We start from the raw sequence: 22327 nt of genomic DNA on the forward strand, positions 1-22327 counted from the left end.
TGCATAGAGACCAGAGCTGGATTCCGCACATAAAGCGCGGAATGTAGGCTTTTGGATTATATTTTGATTTTATATTATGCTCTTCAAGGTGCTTACCCTGCCTATTTCGTCACGAACACGCGTTAATAAAACATTAATTTTTTTTTGTTTATACTAAAATAGTATTAAGCCAATAAGTTACTGATATTATGCCAAGACATATGCTATTTTCAGACGAAATGGATTTCATCGTGACGCAATATCTCGAAGGGAAAGCAGAATGGAAGAAGCGAGAAGTAGGCGTCATCATTCCTACGCTGGAAGATCCGGATGGAATGAATGTTACTTATTTTTACAACCGAGAAAAAAATTCTGTTGTCATTCCTAGCCCATTAGCTGTAAAAGATGGCGAAGGTCTTGGTGCCGAACCTTCTTATCAAGCAACCGTAGCGGCTATTGCAAGGCAATTATTAGGTACTGATCGTTTTAATATTTGCAGCTCTTTATTGGGAAAAGGCTCTGGAGAGCGTCATTATGTCGCACTTTATCATGCACAAAATGAAAACGAAGAAATGAGTATTTTTGACTCAAAAATAAGTAAGCCGAAACGATTTTTCAATTCTTCTAATGCACCGTCTATTTGGGAAATGGCATGGGGATACTTCACAGCTCCGTTTAAGGCATTTGGATTATGGGCATTTAACATTGGCAAACAAATCAATGCTACTTTTTTAGATCAGCAGCTGACTAAAATTTAAAATAAAAGTGACTGACAGTAAATCGTGTCTCAGGGATACATCACAATAAACTTTGAATTTATAGTGGTAAATCAAGAGTAAGATTTAGTTAAAAATTTTGTTTGTTTTATTTACAAACCATGCATTTCTTATCTATCCTAAACGTTCAATTTTTACTTAACTCAAACATAAGCACCAGATTATTTTCTGGAACATTGATTGCACATATCCTTGATGTCCGTTAATTTTGGGTTCTCTTTTTCTGAGCATTGTAAGAAAAACTATTTGGTCAATTTGCATGAATAAACGAATTAAATTAAAAAGTTATAATGAATTACTCTCAAAGATTACTCATTTATATTTTATAAAAAAGCAATTTATTTGCGCCGCTTTGTTGTTATTAGTTGCTCCATGGTCTTGGGCAAAACATTTTTATGACACCATAATCATTGGGGCTGGCGTATCTGGATTAACTGCCGCAAAGCAATTACATCAAGCGCACCAAGATATACTTATTATTGAAGCAAAAGATCATCTCGGCGGCCGAGTGCATACAGACTATAATTGGGGGTTTGCTATTGATCTGGGAGCTACCTGGATTCACGGGATTGAACACAACCCGCTAATCCCTTTGTTAAACCAACAAACTATCGTGCTCAATAGTTATAATAACTCCAAATCAACCGACATGCTAAAAGACTTTGCTTTGTATAATAGTGAAGGACAACCTGTATCAGATAACTCTTTAAAGTTATTTTCCAGTTTGACTTATGAATTTATACGTTACAGTAAAACGCAAAATATCATGCTCTCCTTTGCTCAAAATTTTACTGCATTTGCACAGAAAAAAAAGTTGGATGCTGAGCAGCGTGCCTTACTGCATTATGCATTGGAAAATATTTACACTTATGAATTTGCTGATGATTTGACGCAATTATCACATAATGTTTATTCTGCATACGAAGGCTCAACTTCTTCTGGCAAAAATGCATTTATTCCTGCAGGTTATTTTCAGCTTTTTCAACAATTTTCACGACATATTCCTATCCATTTGCATCAAATTGTCCAACAAATTGATTATGCTGACGATGATGTCCGTGTCATTACTCAAAAGGATACCTATCATGCCAAACGCGTGATTATCACGGTTCCCTTAGGTGTACTAAAAGCCAATAAAATTATATTTCATCCCTCCTTACCTAAAGAAAAGAGTAATGCAATAGCCCAATTAAAAATGGGAAATTATGAAAAATTATATTTGCTGTTTGATAAAGTCTTTTGGGATAAAAATAAAGAATGGATTGGTATGTTACCCAAAAATGAGGAGGAAGCGTTTAATATCTTTAATTATTACAAATACACCAAAAAACCCATTCTCATTGTATTTACTGCTGGTAAGCTTGCACGTGATATGGAAAAAAGAGGCCATTTAAAAGAATGGGCCATGCATCACTTAAGAACGATTTATGGTGTGAATACTCCTGAGCCAATTAAAGTAAAACAATCGCACTGGATTAACGATCCATTTACTCTCGGCAGTTATTCTTATTTACCAATCAATGTTGATAAAAATGTTGTTGCATTATTAGCTAAGCCTGTAGCTGGCAAACTCTATTTTGCCGGAGAAGCAACTTCTACAACCGATCCAAGTACCGTCCATGGCGCTTATTTATCCGGCCTGCGAGCTGCTCATGAAATACTAACCAAAAACCACTTTTATATGCAGCAGCCCAACAAAGAGGCATCTTCTTCGAACTCATCAGTCAAACGCACATCCTCGGGATAATAATTACTTAAATACTTGACGCAGGCTTCAATTCTTTAAGTTGCTTATCACCTTAAAAAGCGTCCATCTATATAAATGCTATAAGCTGCAATTGCCAATAGCAGCGCCGACAAAATGGTCATACCTACTCCCAAAAGAGCCATCCCGAAAGAAACTTATTAAGCGTGTTATATTCCTCAACCTCATTTTTTAATAGCGGAAATCGCTTGTTGTATTACTTTCAATATCAATCAATTTATATTCATAATAATCAAAAAACATCATTTCATTTCATAATGTTTTGTTTTTATTGATTATTTAAGTTCTAAAAAGTTCTCAATAACAACAAAAAGAATCCGAGAAAACCAAAAAAATATAATTTTTTACAAAACGTATTTTTTCATTATAATGTGTTCATATTTTCTATTTTAGAGGATTCCTATGGCTAAAAATACACTGTTTAATTTTCTTTTTACAAATGAAGCTACTGTCCAATTACCTCAAGGTCATAAGCTGGTATTAGACAGCAACAAAGAATCTCATAAGTACTACCGAATTGAATGCCACAAGCCAGTGCACGTTATCGTAAAAGACAAAGAAAATCTGTATACGTTGGACAAACACCACATTAGTGTGTATCAACATGAATATCGTGATAATCCAAAATTAAGTCAATATCATTATACCGCTGAATTTACAAACCAATTAGGTGGACACTATCGTCTCCACGTTTACTTCAATGCTTTTGATAATTTACTCCCAAATATAACCTTTGAGGAAAAAACCAATAATGGTTATGAATTGGTAGACAGCAAGGACTTGAAAAGCCAATTCATCCACTTGGCACTCAAACATACAGATCCTTTAATTAAAAAACTGAGACAACAACATAATGAAGCCATTAGAGTGTTGGAAACCCGTTATAATGAGTGTGACGAGCGTCTTGCACAACATTTTGATTCTCAAAAAGAGGATACAATTGGCGCGTTACAGATCACTAAAGAAGCATGTGACATATTAAGAAAACTTATTCCTCTTGTTCGCTCATCTAATTACCCCAAATTTCTTCGCTTTCACGAAATGGCAGCTCGCTCCCTTCGAGAACGGCATTCCATTCAAGTTGCAGCTGACGCCACTTCTCAAATAGAAAATTTGAATAATACATCCATTAATGTCCACGAAAACATTTCATCACATGTCGAAGTTACTTCACAGAATGCAGCCTCTTCAAAAGAAGAAGTTCCCCCAGCAGATATTACTTGCTCCCAAGCAGAAGAAGCTGCCACAGCAAATATTACTTTCTCTCAAGTAGAAGAAGCTGCCGCAGCAGATGTTGCTGTCTTGCCAAAGATAAAAACGAATTCCTCAAAAAAATCGAACACTCAGACTGCTCACGAATTGGAGCTCGAACTCAAGAAATTAAGTTCCCAATTTGCAAAACTTACTGAAGCTCCCAAAGAAGTACAAGCTAAAAAAATAGAGCGATTATTGGCTAAAACATATGGAATCAGTTTGCTCTATGAGCGTCAAATTAACGTAAAAGATCTACAGCAAATACAAAAAATACGTCGAGGCTTGCACGCACTTGGCGCTAATTTATTACCCAACTTACTCTTTAATAAGCAATTTGAATTGGCTTCCTTATTAACTTCTTTTCATCCTCTATTACGTGACGAAAAATACCTCCGGGTCGCCTTGCAAACACGAAATTCAAAGTTGTTGGATTTTATTTTGGAGTATGGCGACATTGATGTAAATAATCTGCCTGTCACCGTACGCAAAACATCTTATCCATCTGCAGTACACGCTTGTTTTTACGAAGACAGCTCTTCAAACTCTATGACTGAATGTTTCTCAGTACTCATCAAACATGGGGGCTCCCTTTTTGCACCAGACAATAAAAATAAGGATTTACCGCTTGCTTATTCAATACTCTCCAGCGATACCCATCCACTATTTAAAGCATTACAAATGAATCGTGACAAAACAATTAATTCCATTGATTTTTTAAAAAATTTGATTGTTTTACTGCGCGCTTATTTGGAGCGAAATGATCTTAGTGTGTCAGAATTGAATTCTATCGAATTAGAATTAAAAAGATTTGAGGTAGAATTGGAAGCGTTGCAAAATCCCCAGTTGAGCGATTCAAGCTCACGCTATTTAACGAAACGGGCTAATTCCCTCGAGGAAAAATATTTCGGTTCTCTAATAAATAAATTGAAGAAAGATCCCAATATCATTGCCGTAAACAGAGAACTACAAATAGCAACCTCTAAACTCGCCTCAAAGCTCACCAAGGCGCAAAGACGACAAGGATGTATTGCTGCAACTAATAATCTTGAAAATCTGGATAAGCTATTAGAAGGAATCGATATGACCGATATGGATTTCGATTTTATAAAAACTGAGGTTCTAAAAAATTTAAACAATAATTTACAATTAATTGAGAAAAAATCTCAACTCATTGATGTTCAGAAAGAGATAACTCGCTATCAAATTTATAGCCGAAGAGGAGGCAGAAAATATCGAGAACTACTCAGAGAGCAAGATACATTACTGCAAGAGATAAAGAGATTAGAAAGTGAAAATTCTCTGAACCTAAACAGTGAAGACCTGGAAAATACTCTGGAAGCGCTTGAATCCATTACTGAAACTCTCGAATCCTTAAATGGAATGAGTAGCTTATTAACTCGATTTTCCAGTTTATTTGCTTCCATTGCTCAGGCCACCCCAGCTCTGCCTGCAGATGAAGCCGAGGAAGCAGATTTCGCTTTATTAGACTTGGATGGTAATAATCCTAAAAAAGCCGCATTGGGATAAGTTAAAGGATATCCAGTTCTTGCATTAGAATTGTAGCCTGGGTGAAGCAAAGCGGAACCCGGGTTTACGATCGCTACTTCCCGGTTATGGCTTGCGTTCTTCATCCAAACTCACTTCTATATTAATCGATTAGGGTAATGCAAAATGCCAATTCATCGCTCTGGACAGACCTTCGAGCATGATTTCACCACGGATGCTATTGCCTTTCGCATTCACTCTAGGGCTTAATACTACAATTCCTGCTTTACCAGGAACAACAGCAATCGTATAACCAGACACACCACTTTTAGCAGGCATACCCGTTTTAACCATATGCGTCCCTGTTTCATCATAAAGGCCACACGTTGCCATAATTGCTAAAGTGATCTTACAGGTATCGGTAGAAATGATTTGGTTCCCACTTTCTGGATCTCGTCCCGCATTAGCTAATAAAGTAGGTAGGAATAGCATTTGTTCTAGCGTAGCTTCATAGGAACAAAGCGCAAAATACAAATCCAATGTTTCATAAACATCCGTTCCAAGGTTGTTTCTACTTTTTAATAAATAGGCAAGAGCACGATTGCGATTACCCGTTCTTTTTTCAGAAGTAAAAACCAGTGGATTAATGCTGAGCCGTTGATTAAATAATTTTTGAGTCCAATGCTCTAACCAGCCAAATTGTTGTTCCCCATTGCCTGGAATATGGGAGCATAAGGTAATCGCTCCAGCATTTAACATGGGATTTGAAGGTTTAGGGCCAAATTGTTCCAAACGAGTAATTGACGCAAAATCATCCCCGGAGGGTTCAACCTTAACCCATTCAAATACCTGTTCCGCACCAAATGCTTCGAGCAAGCCAATCAAAGGAATCATTTTGGCTGTACTTTGCAATGTTACGGGATTCAATGGGTAGTTGCTATAAGAAAGAGCTTGTTCACCTAATGGTTGGACAGCAATCGCAGTCAATTCCGGGTTCACGTTGGCAAGCTCTGGAATATAATCCGCAGTTTTACCTTCTTGATTCAACTCTGCGGCACGAACCAAATCTTCGAGCAAATGAATTGTTAGCAATGATGACATAGGATCCTTAGCCTGAAAAAGCAGCCATTATGATAAATTTAGCACATTAAAACAAATAAATTTGCAGGAAGGATTAATTAAAAACTTAACGAAGGCACAGAGGTTTCGCCGCTTACCGGTAAAAGTAATACATAGCTTATCTCTCCGTGACTGTGGTGAAAAAATTTAATGCAAGGAACTTTAAAACAGGCCAACCATTCAGTAATCACCTCATCAATGAATGCTTAAATCAATGGATTTTGATCGTAAAGGACTAGAAGGTGAAATAATGCCTAAGGTATCACCTTTTTGCAAAGGTCTAGGTCTTATATTGTTCATGTTCGCCAAACTCATTCTTCCTGAATATTCTTAATTTTATCAATGTGAGACAGATATAAAACATATTATAATTTTGTCAAATACTCTATACTTAAGGCCAAATAAAGGAATTTTACTCCCCCTTATACGCGTGTGATACTATGGATAATAATCATATAGTTGTGCTCAATTCAGGCTCTTCAAGTATTAAATTCGCGGTATACGAATTAAATGCCTCCTTACCCAAACTCCTGCATGGTATTGTTGAAAACATTCGTGAGTCCCCTGTTCTGAAATTGTACGATGAAAATGATGTCTTAATTCGAGAAAATCATTTTGAAAAAGATCGCGAATACAGCTACTTTTATGAATTATTATTTTCAGCCTTAAAAACCAATCAATTTGGTTTTCAAATCAGCGCCATAGGACATAGAGTAGTACATGGCGGCAATGAATTTCATGCCCCTGTCTTTATTTCCTCTGACATCATGAAAAAATTAGAAAAACTTATCCCTTTTGCTCCGTTGCATCAGCCATACAACCTTGAAGCAATTGAGAGTATCAGTAAACTCGCTCCTGAATTACAGCAAATCGCTTGTTTTGATACGGCATTTCATACCACTCATCCAAAGACAGCAGATCGATTTGGCCTTCCAAGAAAATTTTTTGAAGCGGGGATAAAACGTTATGGTTTTCACGGGCTTTCCTATGAGTTTATCATGCATCAATTGAAAAAAATTACCCCACAAAAGTACTTGGGTCGCATTGTCATTGCCCATCTGGGAAATGGCGCCAGCATGTGTGCGGTCAAGCAAGGCAAATCAATAGACAGCACTATGGGTTTCACCGCATTGGATGGACTCATGATGGGTACACGTTGCGGCACTATCGATCCAGGCGTCATTCTTTATCTTTTGCAATCTGAAAAAATGAGCCCAGATAAAATTCAAAATTTACTTTATAAAGAGTCGGGCTTGTTAGGTGTTTCCGGCATTACTTTTAATATGCAAGAGCTGCTTGCAGAAAAAAATCCGCATGCAAAAGAAGCAATTGAGTTGTTCGTCTATCGTATACGTAAGGAACTCGGAGCACTTACTGCGGCACTTGGCGGATTGGATGTCTTGGTTTTCACTGGCGGTATTGGAGAAAATGCCTGGCAAATTCGTCAAGCGGTTTGTCAAGATAGTGAATGGCTTGGTATCGAAATCGATACGACTTTAAATAAGACAAAACAATTAATGATTAGCAGTTCCAAAAGTTTTGTCGACATTTATACGATCCCGACTGATGAAGAATGGGTTATTGCCAATCATTGTTATCATCTTATTAAAAATAAGGAATTATGACATGGACAGTACATTACTTGCAGGGAAAAAGGCTTTGGTGGTTGGCATTGCCAATGAACATTCCATTGCCTTTGGTTGTGCCCATGCGTTAAAAATGGCTGGGGCTGATCTGGCAGTCACTTATTTAAATGAGAAAGCCAAGCCATTCGTGGATAAAGTTGCCAACTCGCTTCAACCCTCCATTTATCGTCAATGTGATGTAACCCAAGAGCATGATTTGGATAATTTATTTTTGGACATTGACAAAAAATGGGGGCAAATTGACATCGTGGTTCACTCAATTGCTTTTGCTCCCAAACACGATTTACAAAATCCTGTGCATGAATGCTCTAAAGAAGGCTTCCTCATGGCCATGGATATTTCCTGTCATTCATTTATCCGTATGGCGAATCTGGCAAAACCGCTGATGAAAAATGGGGGCTCATTGTTTGCCATGTCATTCTATGGAGCAGAAAAAGTCGTCGATAATTATAATCTCATGGGACCAGTTAAGGCTGCATTAGAGGCTTCTGTGCGTTATATGGCAGTAGAACTGGGTCCACAACAAATTCGCATCATCGCCCTTTCTCCCGGCCCTCTAAAAACACGCGCTGCTTCAGGTTTGGGAAAGTTTGATGAGTTACTTCAGCTTGCAAAAGAAAAATCTCCCTTAAGATCGTTGGTTGATATCGATGATGTAGGAGCAATGGTCGTTTTTCTTGCGAGCCAATATGCTAAAAACATTACTGGCGATGTCATTTATATTGATAGTGGATACCATATTATTGATTAGGTCTATTGACACTTCTACTCGCTTGGCCAAAAAATGATGCTTAACTTCCTAAATCCCTCAATAATGCGTTAAAATAATAGTGAAAATCACTGATGCGATAATGTAAATAATGGAAGGCCGTAATGAATATCAATCAAAAAATCACTTGTCCTATTTGTCGAAAACAAAATACCTGGTACTCCGAGAACCGGTTCAAACCTTTTTGCTCTCATCGATGTAAACTCATTGACTTAGGTGAGTGGGCGAGCGAAGATCGGAAAATTCCTGGAAATCCGCTTGATCCAGACCTTAAAATTGCTGTTTATGGCCAAGACGAGTAACTCTTTTCTCTACTTAACCTCTATGAATGATGCAGCCAGGTTCCACCAGTGTGTTGACAGAAGTTTGTCATTGATTAAAAGCGTCTGGATATTGCGCATAAAGTGTGACATGCAGGCGGAGGGCGGGTGAGTTTTTTTCATAAAATCAGTCTGCTTAAGCAGCATGACCTTCAGAATCATCAGCGTCTTTTTGAGGAGGATAAATTCTTACTTTAATAATTTTTGAGGGACTAACTTTTTCAATTTTGGCATGAAACTCTGGGAATTCAATGTATTCTCCTTCCTTAGGTAAGTAGCCCAAGCGATGAATAAATAATCCATTTAAAATATCAATCTCATCGTCTATATCGATATCCTGGTTCAACGCTTGTTCTAAAAAATAGATGGAGCAGTTACCTGAAGCAGAGATGCTCCCATCCTCATTTAATACCCAATCCACTTTAGTACGGTGAAACTCATCTTTAATTCGACCAATCATTACCTGCAGTAAATTATCAAGTGTAACAAATCCCAAAATCGTGCCTTTACCACTGTAAACAAGTGCAAAATGAGACATTCCTTCACGGAATTTATGTAATAAATCCAGTGCGGGCACACGACGAGACACTTTGATAATCGGTCGGAGAAGTGATTGCAATTCTTTGATCTCCCCATGTTGATAAAAGATAGGAAGAAGATCTTTGACATGAATAATCCCTATAACATCTTTTTTATCTGGATCATAAACTGGATAACGGCTGTAACGATGTTTCATAATGATCTCGATGATTTCCTGGATAGGCTTGCTTATATTGAGCATGACCATTTCTTCATTAAATCGCATCACTTCAGTTACTTTCAGGTCCGCTAAATCCAGAGTGTGTTCAATGATTTCAACCTCCTCTTCCGTAAGCTCACCATGAAGATGGCTTGCGCCTAAAAGCAGTTTTATCTCATCTGTCGAATGAAAATACTCACTCTGATGCACTTCATCTAATTTAAAAACCCTTAAAAGAAAATTTGAGCAGGTATTGAGGAACCATATTGCAGGATACATGAGCCAATAAAAACCATATAGAGGTATGGCCGTCCACACAGACACTCGCTCTGACTGACGAACCGCAAGGGATTTAGGCATTAACTCCCCAACGACAATATGAAGAAAAGAAATAAATGAAAAGGCGACAAAAAAAGCGATGACCGTGATTAATTGTGGTGAGCTTACACCAATAAAAGTCAGAAATGGTCTCAACAGATCAGCAAAAGCCGGTTCTCCTATCCAACCCAATCCAAGTGAAGCAATCGTAATACCGAGCTGACATGCAGATAAATACGCATCAAGATGTTTATGTACATGAACTAAAATTCTTCCGCGTACACCATATATATCCTTGATCGCTGCAACACGAGTGGCCCGCAGCTTTACCATTCCAAATTCGGCTGCCACGAAAAATGCATTCAGTAAAACCAATAGAAACGCTAATATAATCTGCAAAAAATTGATCACCAGGAATTTCCTTGTCTCGAAATCCAATAGTTAGTGAGATTTATTTTTTTCAAGAGTCTCTCTCCAAGCTTGCTCTTCAGACATAGTTTCAAAAATCTCTTTATCTGTTTTTTCTATGTCATGCTCTACTATTTTCTTCTCATGCTTAGAACCTGTCAAATTACTGGGTTTCTTTTGATTTTTAATCTTATTCAAACGCTCTACTGCATGGGGATTAGGATTTTGATAGATTTTCATATAAGTCCTTTTTATTAATAACCATAAGTATAAGTATAGTTCTTTCAGCTAAAATGGATTATTTTTCCGGAAATAGCATACATTTGCATATAATTCTATGCTTTTATCGCAAAAAGCTGAAGAATAAATGGAGCAGACTGGAGCATGCTCTATTGTTTAGCGAGTTACAACATCACAACTAATTTGTTCTTGGGGAGCGACCGTTATATGATGCGACCCGAGCTCCCCACTCCAACAGATTTTTATTGCAATCATCTTTATCTAAAATTACCTCTATAAAACATAAAGCATCTGTTTTTTTGGCTTCTTTAATTGCATCGAGAAGTGCTTGATGCGTAGGAGCTCTAAAAGCGCGGGCGTTTGCTTGTTCCCCATTAAAAACATCGACTAAATCAGCATAGCGCCAATTATTAATCACATTATATGGACCATCATGAATTTGTACCTCGATGGTATAAGAAGCATTATTCATTAAAAAAATAATTGGCTTAAATCCATAACGAATAAGCGTGGAAAGCTCCTGTGCACTCATTTGAAAAGAACCATCGCCTATCAAAGCAATAACCCGTTTTTTATGGTGAAGCGCTGCTTGCATACCCAAAAGTGCTCCTACAGACCATCCAATCGAGCCATATTGCATTTGAATTTCAAAGGGACATTTTTCAGGTAAATTAAGTCGCATGCCATTAAACCAGGAGTCTCCAGTTTCTGCCAAAACCCCATAATCATTGCTTAGAAGCTTCTGAATTTGACCAAATAGGAAGCGGGTGGTGAGTGGCGAATTCAGATCATCAGGCTCGTTATATAAAGGTGCAGAGCCTGCGATCCGTTTATAGGCTTTGACTGAAGCATCATTGAATTTTAATTTGTCCTTTAATCCTCGCAAAAACTCATTCATATACACTTCAGTGTATACTTTACCGGCGATAGAAACACTCCCATCTGCAATGATAATGAGTTTCTTGGGCTGGATATTACACACATGCCCAACCGTTGTATAATCATTAAAATTAGGTCCTATAAAGAAATACAGGTCGCTTGATTCTACTATTTCGCCACATCCCGGAGAACTAACCGGGCCCCAATAAATGCCGATGTAATTAGGATGTTGTTCTGAAACAAATCCCTTAGCATCAGGCATTGCTGCTAAGGCATAACCGCAGGATTGACTTAAGGTTTCGATCATGGCGGTTGCTTCACAAGGGCGAGATTTACTGCCTGCGATCAGCACTGGCTTAACAGCAGCATTGAGCTTCTCTGCGGCCTCCTTAATCGCTGCAGTAAGCGATGAGGTATCACTCAAGCGTTTGACATTAAGCGCCCGTTGTGTAGGAGGCGAAACAGAGAGCCCTGCAATATTGCATGCAATTTCTATATAAACAGGTTTCTTCTTTTCCAACGCGATTGCTATAGCGGAATCAATTTGCATGGGCGCATCACTTGGCCTATGAATAAACACACTATGTGCCGTAATTTTCGCAAATATTTCGCGAACGTAGCTGTAATTTTCTGTTGCCAAAGTATGATGTAAAATTTCTGCATCTTGCACCGAGTTTGTATTAGGACCGCCTGAGATGACAATTACAGGCAAATTCTCAGCATAAGCCCCTGCAATCGCATTGACGGCACTTAAGCCGCCAACACTGAAGGTGACAACCAGGGCAGAAACCCCTTTTATGCGCGCGTAGCCATCTGCTGCATAACCCGCATTCAGCTCATTACAGCAATTGATCATTTTCAGTGACGTATTTTTTAATAACTCGTCCAATAAGCCCAGATTATAGTCCCCAGGAATTGCGAAGTAATCATTCATTCCTAATTCTTGGAGACGTTGTGCGAGATAAGTACCTACAGTAGCCATAAGGAGTCCTTTCTTTGAAATACTGATAGAGCGTTTAAATTTATTATGGCAGTGGGTTATTCTTTCTTCAAGGAATTCTTTGTCCTTTTATTGAGCACAACAGTGGGTGGAAATTGATGTTGCAGTTACTTTTTTAAATGCTCAACAAAATAGTCCCAAATTCTACGCCAAACATAAGCATTCATGAAATACAGAGAATGGTTCTCATTGGGAACTAAAAGCATATCAAAATTTTTATCTGCCTCGATCAAGGCATTAACCAATTGCAACATATTGGATGGATGGACATTATCATCCAAATCGCCATGAATCAGGAATAATTTCCCCTTAAGCTTTGCGGCCAAGGGATAATTCGATTGTAAGGTATAATCCACCTCATTGGGTAAACCATGATAGCGTTCGCCCCAAAATGCCAAATAGCTTCGTAGATCTTGTAACCCAGAAACACAGACTCCTACTTGATAGAACTCAGAATAATCCAACAAAGCGCGAGTTGCAGCATACCCGCCTGCCGACTGTCCGATAATACCAACGCGCTTTATATCCATATAGGAATACTGCTGTGCCAGGCTTGTAATCACCGCAACATGATCTTCCAATCCGCCAGCAGTTTCTAAATGCTGGTAAGAATATTCATGAAATTTTTTAGAGCGCAAAGGCGTACCACGCCCGTCCATATTAACGACGATGAAACCTAATTCAGCCAAACTTTGCGGCCACCAGCAGCCATAAAAATATTCGGGAGGATCATAACAATAGGTTTTAGGCACACGCGTCAATTGCGGTCCTGGATAAATGTCATCAATTATTGGATATTTTTTCTTTGGATCAAAATCTGTAGGAAAATACATGAGACCATAAATGTCTGTTTCTCCATCTGCGCCTTTGAGACAAAAAGAGTTCGGTTGTTTATATCCCAAAGCACGGAGCAGAGAAAAATCTGCTTCTTCCAACAGATCAATTTCGTTCCCATTTTTATCATATATTCTGGTGACTGGAATGGAGTCCATGGAAGAACAATAATCAATAAAATAGTCGCAAGAGGGTGAGAACACAATGGAGTGATCAGCGATTTCCGGGGTCAACAATTGCACCTCTTTACCATCCAGGCGCGCGCGATATAAATAACGAAAGTAGGGATCAACTTCTGGTTCTTTGCCATTCCCTAAAAAATAAACCCAGCGGTTTTTCGTATCCACATGAACTACTTTGCGAACCATCCATTCGCCTTGAGTGATGGGATTTTTTACTTGCCCAGTGTGTAAATCATATAAATAAAGGTGGGCCCAACCGTTATGATTCGATAACCAAATAAACTCATTTGTCTCTTCCAGTATTTGCGTGTAATTCTGCCACAAAATTAATTGACTGGGCTCAACATACCCCGAAGACTTTTCAGTGAGAATGATTCGATGTTGTTCTGTCGCAACATCCAATTCGCATAAAGAGAGTTGATGATTACCCCGTTCTTCTTTTAAAAAAAAGATTTTTTTACTGTCTGCACTCCACCAAACATAGCCTGCTTCAATTGGTGATCCGACTAATGCAGGCATCAAAGGGGGCATATCGATTTTACTCAATTTCTTTGCTGCGACGTCAATCAAACATAATTTGATTTCCGGGAGCGCATCATCACCTACAAAAGGAATATGTGCCTCATAGACTTGGGGACGAAATGAACCATCCTCCGGAACATGTTGCAGCAGTGATAATTTTTTCACATGCTGTTGATTGCATTGAAAGGTCACAATCTTTTGTGAATCGGGAGACCAAATAGCCATAGGCGGTAATACGGTCTGCATCCGACGCAGCGTTAATGAAGTTAAATTAGTATCAGGAGAAACAGCATATGCATTCGTTGCAGTACCATCAGTAGTAAGTTGATACTCTTTATTCTCAGCAAATGAAAAAAGAAATAAGTTATAGTCTTTAATATACATATCCCAACACTGATCCAATGAGCGAATTCTCGGCACAATGGAAATGGGTAAAAGCCCCCAAATCTCCATGATCGTAGGACATCGGGACATTGCAGCAGGTTTTTTTATCTCCGGCACAAGCGAGAGCACCTGAGTTGTCCGATCATATTGAAAAATAAATTGCTCAATTTGTAATTGCACAATGTGTTCGTCAACAAAACCAATTTTATTGATTGGCAGGGCAAAAGCTGTGATTTCCCGATTTAATTTTTCTGCAACTTTGCGTGCCAGCAATGAGTGATCAAAAGCGGGTTCCTTTTTCTTGTTTTGGAGATTAAAAATAAGATATTCATAACCTTGAATCGTGTCATGTCGATAGCAAATACGTTGTTCATCGGGTGACCACGTAATGGAAGGTTGAACGTTTTTTAGCAAACCAGCAACATTTTGTGGAAGAAATTTTTTTGCCTTCTCATAACGTTTTTTTCTCTCTTTTTCCATAAGCATGCCTATTACTTTTGACTTTGTTGCATTTTGCTAATCATGTCATTTAAATCACTGTATACCCAAGCTTCCGCAATTTGCTGATCATCATCCAAGCGGAAAATAGTAATGCCACTGTAAAATACAGAGATACCTGTTGCGGGAATTCCTGCAAATTCATGACGATGGGTTCCATGGCCACGCCAACGCGTCACTACTTTGTCTCCACTTACTATGAGATCATCAATAGAGTGCGTTAGATCTGGAAAAGCGCGATACCATTGCTTTAAGGCTTCTTTAAAATTCTGTAAATTGGCTGCTTGATCATAGCTAAAGTGAATTACGGTTTTTGCTGAAAAAAGCTCATCTGCCAAAGCAGCATTTTGCTGATTCCACATCTCATCAAAAACCCTTCTCACTGTCTTTTCTATTGCGGTAGTCATCTTCATTCATTCCTTGATATTGAACATGTCACGCTGCAGGATTCTGCGGTGTATTCGCTAATTGCTCGGCTTTATTTTTATATGCCTGAACTTCTTCAACTTGATCAAAGAAACGCTCATGTTTTTTTACTACGGTTGAATACAATCGGGAGTTAAGTAACGCGGCAATATCAAAATCGGTGAGTCGTTCTCTTGCTTTTTTGTTTTCCAATGCAGCAATTAGTTTTTCTGCAGCCTTTATTTTATCTTCAACACTGAATCCAAATTTTAAGGTAATGAGATTCGTTTTATATTGCGCAGACTTTTCATTGACATGCATCCACTTCGGCAGGCTCCATTCTGCACGACGTGTCTGACAATATTTTTTCAGATCGTCAATAAAATCATTTATTGCGTGATCATTATCTGATGAAGGAGCCTCTTTCTGAGTAGCCTGTTCATGAGTTATTTCTTTTCTGGGAGGAGGATTATTGAAAAGCTCTAAAAACTCTTTTAAATTATTTTCTTCTGCAAATTGACGTGCGGATTTTCTCTGAAGATCATCCTCTTGTTCCGGATCAGCTCCATATTCAAGTAATAGCCTGGCAACTTCAAATTGAGCATTCTTGACAGCCCAAAGCAGGGGATTATCATCTTCCGGAGCAATTGCATTGGGATCAAAACCATGCTCGAGTATCGCTTTGAGACTTTCAAGGTGACCTTTTTCTATTGCAGTATTGACATTTAATTTTCCATATGGATTCTTAGCGAGTTTTGCACCATGTTCAAGCATTAATTTTACCAAATTATAATCGTTTGTTGTTATTGCATGCTCAAAAGAAGTAAGAGCATAAGGACCGGTACGAAAATTCGGCTCTGCACCATTTTTTAAAAGTAATTCGACACTATCCCTATTTTTTAAGAGTACTGCGATGGTTAGGGGAGTACAGTTATCAGTATCCCTCGGTTTATTAACATACGCCCCGTGAGCTATTAAATGAGGAATAAGTTCATAATTTTTCGCACGGATAGCAGCAATCAGCCAAGTTCCTCCATAAGAATCACTCCATTGAGCTTTATTTTCAATATTCCTTTTCGCTCGGTTCTGCACTTCCTGCATCCAACTCGTTAATACCCGCTCCAGGTATTCATTTCCTGCAAAAGTGTACACTTGAGTATGAATTGCCGCAATTTCATTTTTCGAACACGCCTTTATTAAAGCCTCAGCAATTGCAGCATCATCAGTATATTCTTGAGACGGGGGAGTATTCGCATCGATAAGAGTCCATTTATCATGTTGAGGATCATAGGAAACTACAATAGCATGTTGTAGCCCAAATCCAGAAATAGAAAGACATATAGGTTCTGTGGGTTTGGGAACCATGATATTAATTTTTTCTCTTAGAAGAGCAAAATAGTCAGTTGTCAATTCATCCTGTTTATAAACACCAGATAGATGCTGCGGCAAAGAAACAATTTCCCCTTGGTCTTTAAGTTTTTGAGGGATCGTTAATTTGACGAAGCTACCTTGCGTGAGTGGTTCTGTGCCATCAAATAAATGTGGATATAGAATACGTTGTTGATGCAGTTCAACGCCATCAAAAAAAGCAAGGGTATCAATAAGAAGATCCTTCGACCTTAAGTAATCTTCCAAAATACCTCTTAGCAAAGTTTTTTCGGTTCCCTCAGCTCCATTATTTAATAAAGCCTCCACTGTTTTTTTAAAATCATCAAGAGGAATTTCTAATAAACGATTGACTCTTTGGTTAAAAACTTCTAATTCATTTGTAAAAACAGCTTGCATTCCCATATAAGCAATACCCTCACATGTCCCTCGTTCGCTACCGATGTAATTTAATGCTTTCATTAAGTGAATTAGTTTGACATGTTTGCCAAAGAAAGGAACTGAATTTTCAGGCTTACTGGGTACCGTTTCAACTTTTTCTTCCATTTTCAAAAATCGGAAAATAATAAATTTCTATAATTATAGATCACATTGCGCATTTTATGGCGAAATACTGGCTCTGCTTAATGCAGTTGCAGCAAGGACGCCTACAGCGGCGATGCCGAGTGCCACAGCAGGTTTAAAAAAACTAAATTGATTTGATTTTTTTTCTTTCTCATTTGTTTTAAGCTCTTGGAGCATAGTAGGTCCCTGTGGCGGGCTTGCATTCACAATCATTCCTTCACGTGCTTTAATTTTTACCTCGGAAAATGGAATGTTATCCTTTTCAGCCTTCATAGTGTAATCACCGGGCGGGACGTTGATAAAAGCGACACCACCATCTAAAGAAGTCGCTTTTAATGTTTTGATAAAAGGATTGGTTTTATGAATAATTGGAAAAATACCAAAATAAAAGGTTTTTGCATCGACTTTAGGAGACAACGACACCGTAACGCCCTCGACTCCTTGGGGGATATCATCCAGAGTGGTATTAGGCGGAGTAACCGTTGCCGCAATCTGGCAGGCTAGAGGATCTTCCGTTTCGCCCATTGCAAAAGAAAGAAATTTATACGCCATATTGGAAGGAACTTGGAATGAAATATTTTTTAGGAAGTTCTCATTATTTATTCCCTCAGGAGGAACAGTCAGAGTTGCTGTTTGTATCTTTTTATATCCTGACCAAAAAGATCCGGGCTTTTCAAAAACTAAAGTAAGAGACGTTCCAACAGGCCACTCAAATGGTCCAAATTTCCCAGAAGAGTCCGTCTTAAATTGTAACTGATCATTTTCAAGTACCGTAATCGTTGCATCCACAATGGGCTGACCGGATATAAATGAACGAGCAAATCCAGATACCAATGTTGTTGTCATAATAAATTCCTTTTAAAAATCATGTAGAAAAGCCAAGAGCATCTATGAAGTTCCCGCAGATAATTACCAACACTCTAATGGGTTCTGTCGAAAATGAAAATACTCACTTACAGTAAATCCCTGGAAAAGCGATAACAGCTTAATTGCCTTACGAAAATAGCGCAATGTGGTATAGAAAAAGAAGGACAAAATCCCCTCTTTAACACCTATAAAAATAAAAGCGCATTCTTATTTTAAATCAAATTGCAGCCATACACCGAGCCCCATCATCCACTCTTCTTTTAACTCGGTGAGGTCTCTTGCTGGTTGAAATAAAGTAGTTTGTGTATTTGAAAATTCAGGTTGCGCAGGCAATGCCATCCCACATCTTATTACTTATTTGATGGTGGAACAGTATAAGCAAGATAAGATTAAAAAGAGTTAAGAAATTGACAATTGACAATGATATGGAAAAAGTTGAATCTGGGCATAGAATTTCCCAATTTACTCGTCTTTTGTATCTTAAAAACTTACTTGGAAATAAATCACTATGGTCACTTTTAAAAAAATAATTTTCTTCTTTTTCTATTTCTTTTTAAGCATCACGTCTTATAGCCAATCACTCGAAAACGACAAGGAAATCCTAGTTAATTACAATTATCTAGGGACATTTTCTAAAGAGATAGCGCAAAAGGCATTAAAAAAAATGCCACCGCTTGATGTACTCGAAGCAAATTATGAGGTGACTCTTTATAAAATCAACTATAAAACTCCAGCTCCTGATAGTCAGATAACTATTGCTTCTGGCCTGGTCGCTGTACCTCGTGTAACAAACACGCTAGGAATTGTCAGTTATCAGCATGGTACCCGCTTCAAGCACGAGGATGCTCCCTCCAGAATGAAAGAGGGCGATTATGTGTATCCTGCTTTGTTTGCCAGTCATGGTGGTTATCTGACAGTGATGCCCGATTACCTTGGGTTAGGGGATAATGAATTACCTCTACATCCTTATGTACAATATGAAACATTGGCCAGCAGCAGTGTGAATATGCTTTTAGCGGCCAAAGAGCTTGCCAAAATTATAAAAATCGAACTCAATGATCAACTCTATATTGGCGGTTACTCAGAGGGCGGATTTTCCTCTTTGGTCCTATTTGAGTTACTTGCCACTCAATATCCACATATACCGGTTACTGCTGTTGCTTTAGGGTCTGCACCTTATGACTGGGATGAAACCATGAAATTTATTATGTTGAATCCGGGCCCACGAGCTACTGCGTATTTAGCATATTTTTTCTATTCATTGCAAACCTATAAAAATTATTGGGCTGATTTAAATCAAATCTTTGTCAGCCCTTACAATATCCTCATTCCAGAATTATTTGACGGCCTCCATGCCACCAAAGAAATACTGGATGCGCTACCGCAAAATCCAGCATTAATTTTTCAGCCGGAATTTTTTGAGGCTATCTTAAATCATACAGCGAGCAACTCAGAGAAATTGAAGAACTATTTCAATCATTATGATTTTTCTCCAACAGCACCATTACTGCTTGTTGGCACAAAAGGAGATAGGGATGTTCCTTACCATGGAGCTGAAATTGCTTACGAACAATTTACAAAATACAGTAGTGCTGTCTTTATCCAATCAGTCAGCGACACACTCGATCATCGGGATGCAGGCCCATATGTCTTTTATGAAATGCTGCAATTTTTTAAGCGTTCTCATACTAAATAAGAGGATATTGCCGGGGCATCAGTAATCTTTTGTACTTCCACATCGAGACGAGGTATGGCCGCCAAATCCAACGGCCGATCGCGCACTCCCGCAATAAACGCGCATCCCTCATGCTCACAAGAAGAGTCGCAATTTTTGCTTCAAAGCAACACCAGATGATAAAATCATCTATATCCAACGTTCATGACGTAATCGCGTAATATAGAACTCTCAAATTCTGCTTTTTCCATAAGTACCAAAAGAACATCACGAGCGTTAATTACCCCTAATGGTTTGGAATTCTCGTCGATGATAGGAACATGCAAAAGATTATGCTCCTTCATCGTTGACCATACATCTCGCAACAAGTCGCTTGGGCGGCAGTAAATAACATCTTTGGTCATCACCGTCCCAACAGGAACCGTACAGCCACAACCTTGGCAAACCGCCATCATGCGAACAACATCCGTTCGAGTGACTATACCTACCATTGTTCCATCCTTGTTACAAATTACGACAAGATTGATATGTCGGCCATCAAGGAATTTGGCAGCCTCCAGTAATGGAGCATCATCTCTTACACTAACAAGACGTTTCTGCGCGATAGGAACTATTTCCTCTACAAATGCCATAGAACCACCTTCCTTCAATCATTGATGAGATCTTAATCCATTATTAGAAGCAATGGGTAATATACGGATAATTATAGCCTATTGTATAAAGAATATAAGAAATAAATTGAGTACCAAAAAACATCATGCAACAGACAAGAATTATAGGGCTAACTTAATCTCTTTGTGTCAGCCCCTTAAATCTCGAATATTATAACCCCTACAAACCTGGAGATTGAGTTTAATTTCTTCCAGCCATAACACCTCCATCGACATTGATGATCTCTCCGGTGATCCAGCTTGCTTTATCTGAGAGAAGGAATTCAATGGCGTTAGCGACATCCGTTGTTTTACCTATCCTGCCAAGGGGATGAAACTCATTAAAATCCTGTAGTGATGTTTCAATTTTATCTTCGGCTATAAATGACTTGTAGATAGGGGTCGCTACTACCGCAGGCGCTACGGCATTCACCCTGATGTTGTGATCTGCCAGTTCCATAGCTAAATGTTGCGTCAACGAATGAAGTCCCGCTTTTTGCATGGAATAAGCTGAAGAAGGAGTAGCCTTGACCGCTTGCTTTGCCCACATGGATCCAATATTAACTATTGAACCACCTCCATTTTGTTTCATTTTTGCTGCAACAGCCTGAGTAATAAAAAAGAATGCTTTGTTGAGATTTACTTGCAGATCATAATCGGCTTCTGTATGGTCTAAAAAGCTTATGGGTTTAAAATAGCCGGCAGCATTAACCAGATATTTTATTGCACGTGCTTCATTTTTTATTTTTATAACAAATTGCGTCACATGTGCTTGATCATAAAGATCACTAACTAAATATTCTATTTTGTCTCCAATTTGTTTTAGTTCATCAATCGCATGTTTTAGCTTTTGTTCATCCCTTCCTGTAATCAGGAGATCAAGGCCACTTGTTGCAAGTCTTTTTGCTGTTTCCAGTCCCATTCCACTGGCTCCCCCCACAATAATCGCTAAATTTTGATTGCACATATTCCTCACCTTTTTAGTTTATAAAAATCTGTTCCGTGGAGTATGAGCAATATATAATCCTAAAAAAAGTAGGTACTTAATGGTACACTAGGTACTTATTGGTACCTATTATTGAATTATTTGAAGAAAAAAGTTGAAGCAAAAAATACCTCTAAAAACAGCAACAATGGTTGAAACAATTTACGGTTGTAAATGGTCACTCACCATTTATTCTCTTTTGCGAGAAGGCGTTAACCGTCCCGGGGAAATGGTGCGCCGCGTTGACGGTCTCACCACAAAAGTTTTAAATCAATGCCTCAGAAAAAATATTGAATTCGGTATTCTTAGCAAGAAGGATTTTCATGAAATTCCGCCCAGAGTGGAGTATTTTGTTACCCCCTTTGGAGAAAAATTTTTAAAGATTCTCGATGAGATTGAAGAATTGAATCGTTCCATTGACCCACAAAATCATTAAATCTATTCTAACTTACAGAAGACCGATAAAATGAGACGTTTCATAGGAACGAACTCCTAGAATATTTTGCAGCCAATTCTCTCCTCGAAAATAAATAATAACTTAACCAAAACGAATTCACCAGTTTATAAAGTTCGTAAAAGCAACAATTTCAGTGAATATCTTATGAGAATGTTAACTCGTTTAACTTTTTTAATTTTAACATGTGGATAGACAGGAATAACGAGTGCCATTACTATTTG

The 22327-nt window shown here is 38.3% G+C and carries 19 protein-coding genes; 8 read left to right on the forward strand and 11 right to left on the reverse strand.

Features of this window, described 5'->3' with window-relative positions; genetic code table 11:
• Nucleotides 1–230: 230 nt before the first annotated feature.
• From DY223_RS15025 to DY223_RS15035, 3 genes are all read left to right on the forward strand, one after another.
• Entirely contained in the window at nt 231–737 is a 507-nt protein-coding gene (locus DY223_RS15025) for a hypothetical protein (protein ID WP_058458214.1), read from the forward strand.
• 277 nt (nt 738–1014) lie between these two features.
• Nucleotides 1015–2502 carry a flavin monoamine oxidase family protein gene (locus tag DY223_RS15030; protein ID WP_058458215.1) on the forward strand — a complete coding sequence of 496 codons (1488 nt, stop codon included), beginning with the start codon at nt 1015–1017 and terminating at the stop codon, nt 2500–2502.
• Nucleotides 2503–2922: 420 nt separating this feature from the next.
• The gene (locus tag DY223_RS15035; RefSeq protein ID WP_058458216.1) at nt 2923–5301 is read left to right on the forward strand and encodes a hypothetical protein; all 2379 of its coding nucleotides are present in this window, start codon (nt 2923–2925) and stop codon (nt 5299–5301) included.
• Between the two features lie 129 nt (nt 5302–5430).
• On the opposite strand, the gene glsA is transcribed toward DY223_RS15035, so the two are convergent.
• Nucleotides 5431–6360, reverse strand: coding sequence for a glutaminase A (gene glsA / locus DY223_RS15040; RefSeq protein ID WP_058458217.1), 930 nt, complete (start codon nt 6358–6360; stop codon nt 5431–5433).
• A gap of 458 nt (nt 6361–6818) precedes the next feature.
• Here glsA and DY223_RS15050 point away from each other — a divergent pair, with 458 nt between their 5' ends.
• The 3 genes from DY223_RS15050 to DY223_RS15060 all read left to right on the forward strand — a co-directional run bounded on the left by DY223_RS15050 (nt 6819) and on the right by DY223_RS15060 (nt 9095).
• Complete coding sequence (locus DY223_RS15050; RefSeq protein ID WP_058458218.1) at nt 6819–8003, forward strand: acetate/propionate family kinase; 1185 nt, start codon at nt 6819–6821, stop codon at nt 8001–8003.
• 1 nt (nt 8004) lies between these two features.
• Entirely contained in the window at nt 8005–8775 is a 771-nt protein-coding gene (fabI, locus tag DY223_RS15055; protein ID WP_058458219.1) for an enoyl-ACP reductase FabI, read from the forward strand.
• Nucleotides 8776–8897: 122 nt separating this feature from the next.
• A complete protein-coding gene (locus DY223_RS15060; protein ID WP_058458220.1) occupies nt 8898–9095 on the forward strand; it encodes a DNA gyrase inhibitor YacG in 198 nt (65 codons plus the stop codon).
• A gap of 154 nt (nt 9096–9249) precedes the next feature.
• On the opposite strand, the gene DY223_RS15065 is transcribed toward DY223_RS15060, so the two are convergent.
• From DY223_RS15065 to DY223_RS19545, 8 genes are all read right to left on the reverse strand, one after another.
• A complete protein-coding gene (locus DY223_RS15065; protein ID WP_058458221.1) occupies nt 9250–10581 on the reverse strand; it encodes a hemolysin family protein in 1332 nt (443 codons plus the stop codon).
• 30 nt (nt 10582–10611) lie between these two features.
• Nucleotides 10612–10818 carry a hypothetical protein gene (locus tag DY223_RS15070; RefSeq protein ID WP_058458222.1) on the reverse strand — a complete coding sequence of 69 codons (207 nt, stop codon included), beginning with the start codon at nt 10816–10818 and terminating at the stop codon, nt 10612–10614.
• Between the two features lie 178 nt (nt 10819–10996).
• Nucleotides 10997–12679, reverse strand: coding sequence for a thiamine pyrophosphate-binding protein (locus DY223_RS15075; RefSeq protein ID WP_058458223.1), 1683 nt, complete (start codon nt 12677–12679; stop codon nt 10997–10999).
• Between the two features lie 125 nt (nt 12680–12804).
• Entirely contained in the window at nt 12805–15099 is a 2295-nt protein-coding gene (locus DY223_RS15080) for a S9 family peptidase (RefSeq protein ID WP_058458224.1), read from the reverse strand.
• Between the two features lie 11 nt (nt 15100–15110).
• A complete protein-coding gene (locus tag DY223_RS15085; RefSeq protein WP_058458225.1) occupies nt 15111–15524 on the reverse strand; it encodes an ester cyclase in 414 nt (137 codons plus the stop codon).
• A gap of 28 nt (nt 15525–15552) precedes the next feature.
• On the reverse strand, nt 15553–17454 hold the full coding sequence (locus DY223_RS15090; protein ID WP_058458226.1) for an ankyrin repeat domain-containing protein: 1902 nt from the start codon (nt 17452–17454) through the stop codon (nt 15553–15555).
• A 54-nt stretch (nt 17455–17508) separates the two neighbouring features.
• Nucleotides 17509–18318, reverse strand: a complete 810-nt coding sequence (locus DY223_RS15095) for a hypothetical protein (RefSeq protein ID WP_058458227.1) — start codon at nt 18316–18318, stop codon at nt 17509–17511.
• Nucleotides 18319–18546: 228 nt separating this feature from the next.
• Nucleotides 18547–18678: a hypothetical protein gene (locus DY223_RS19545; RefSeq protein ID WP_259293091.1), complete on the reverse strand. Its 132-nt coding sequence runs from the start codon at nt 18676–18678 to the stop codon at nt 18547–18549.
• Between the two features lie 169 nt (nt 18679–18847).
• Between DY223_RS19545 and DY223_RS15100 the strand changes: the two genes are divergently transcribed.
• On the forward strand, nt 18848–20035 hold the full coding sequence (locus DY223_RS15100) for an alpha/beta hydrolase (RefSeq protein WP_058458228.1): 1188 nt from the start codon (nt 18848–18850) through the stop codon (nt 20033–20035).
• Nucleotides 20036–20199: 164 nt separating this feature from the next.
• On the opposite strand, the gene DY223_RS15105 is transcribed toward DY223_RS15100, so the two are convergent.
• Both DY223_RS15105 and DY223_RS15110 read right to left on the reverse strand, forming a co-directional pair.
• A complete protein-coding gene (locus DY223_RS15105) occupies nt 20200–20646 on the reverse strand; it encodes a CBS domain-containing protein (protein ID WP_058458229.1) in 447 nt (148 codons plus the stop codon).
• 220 nt (nt 20647–20866) lie between these two features.
• Complete coding sequence (locus DY223_RS15110) at nt 20867–21631, reverse strand: SDR family NAD(P)-dependent oxidoreductase (RefSeq protein WP_058458230.1); 765 nt, start codon at nt 21629–21631, stop codon at nt 20867–20869.
• Nucleotides 21632–21764: 133 nt separating this feature from the next.
• Here DY223_RS15110 and DY223_RS15115 point away from each other — a divergent pair, with 133 nt between their 5' ends.
• On the forward strand, nt 21765–22085 hold the full coding sequence (locus DY223_RS15115) for a winged helix-turn-helix transcriptional regulator (RefSeq protein WP_235810463.1): 321 nt from the start codon (nt 21765–21767) through the stop codon (nt 22083–22085).
• Nucleotides 22086–22327: the final 242 nt, after the last annotated feature.

The sequence above is a fragment of the Legionella bozemanae genome (genome assembly GCF_900450575.1).
Taxonomy (GTDB): Bacteria; Pseudomonadota; Gammaproteobacteria; order Legionellales; family Legionellaceae; genus Legionella; species Legionella bozemanae.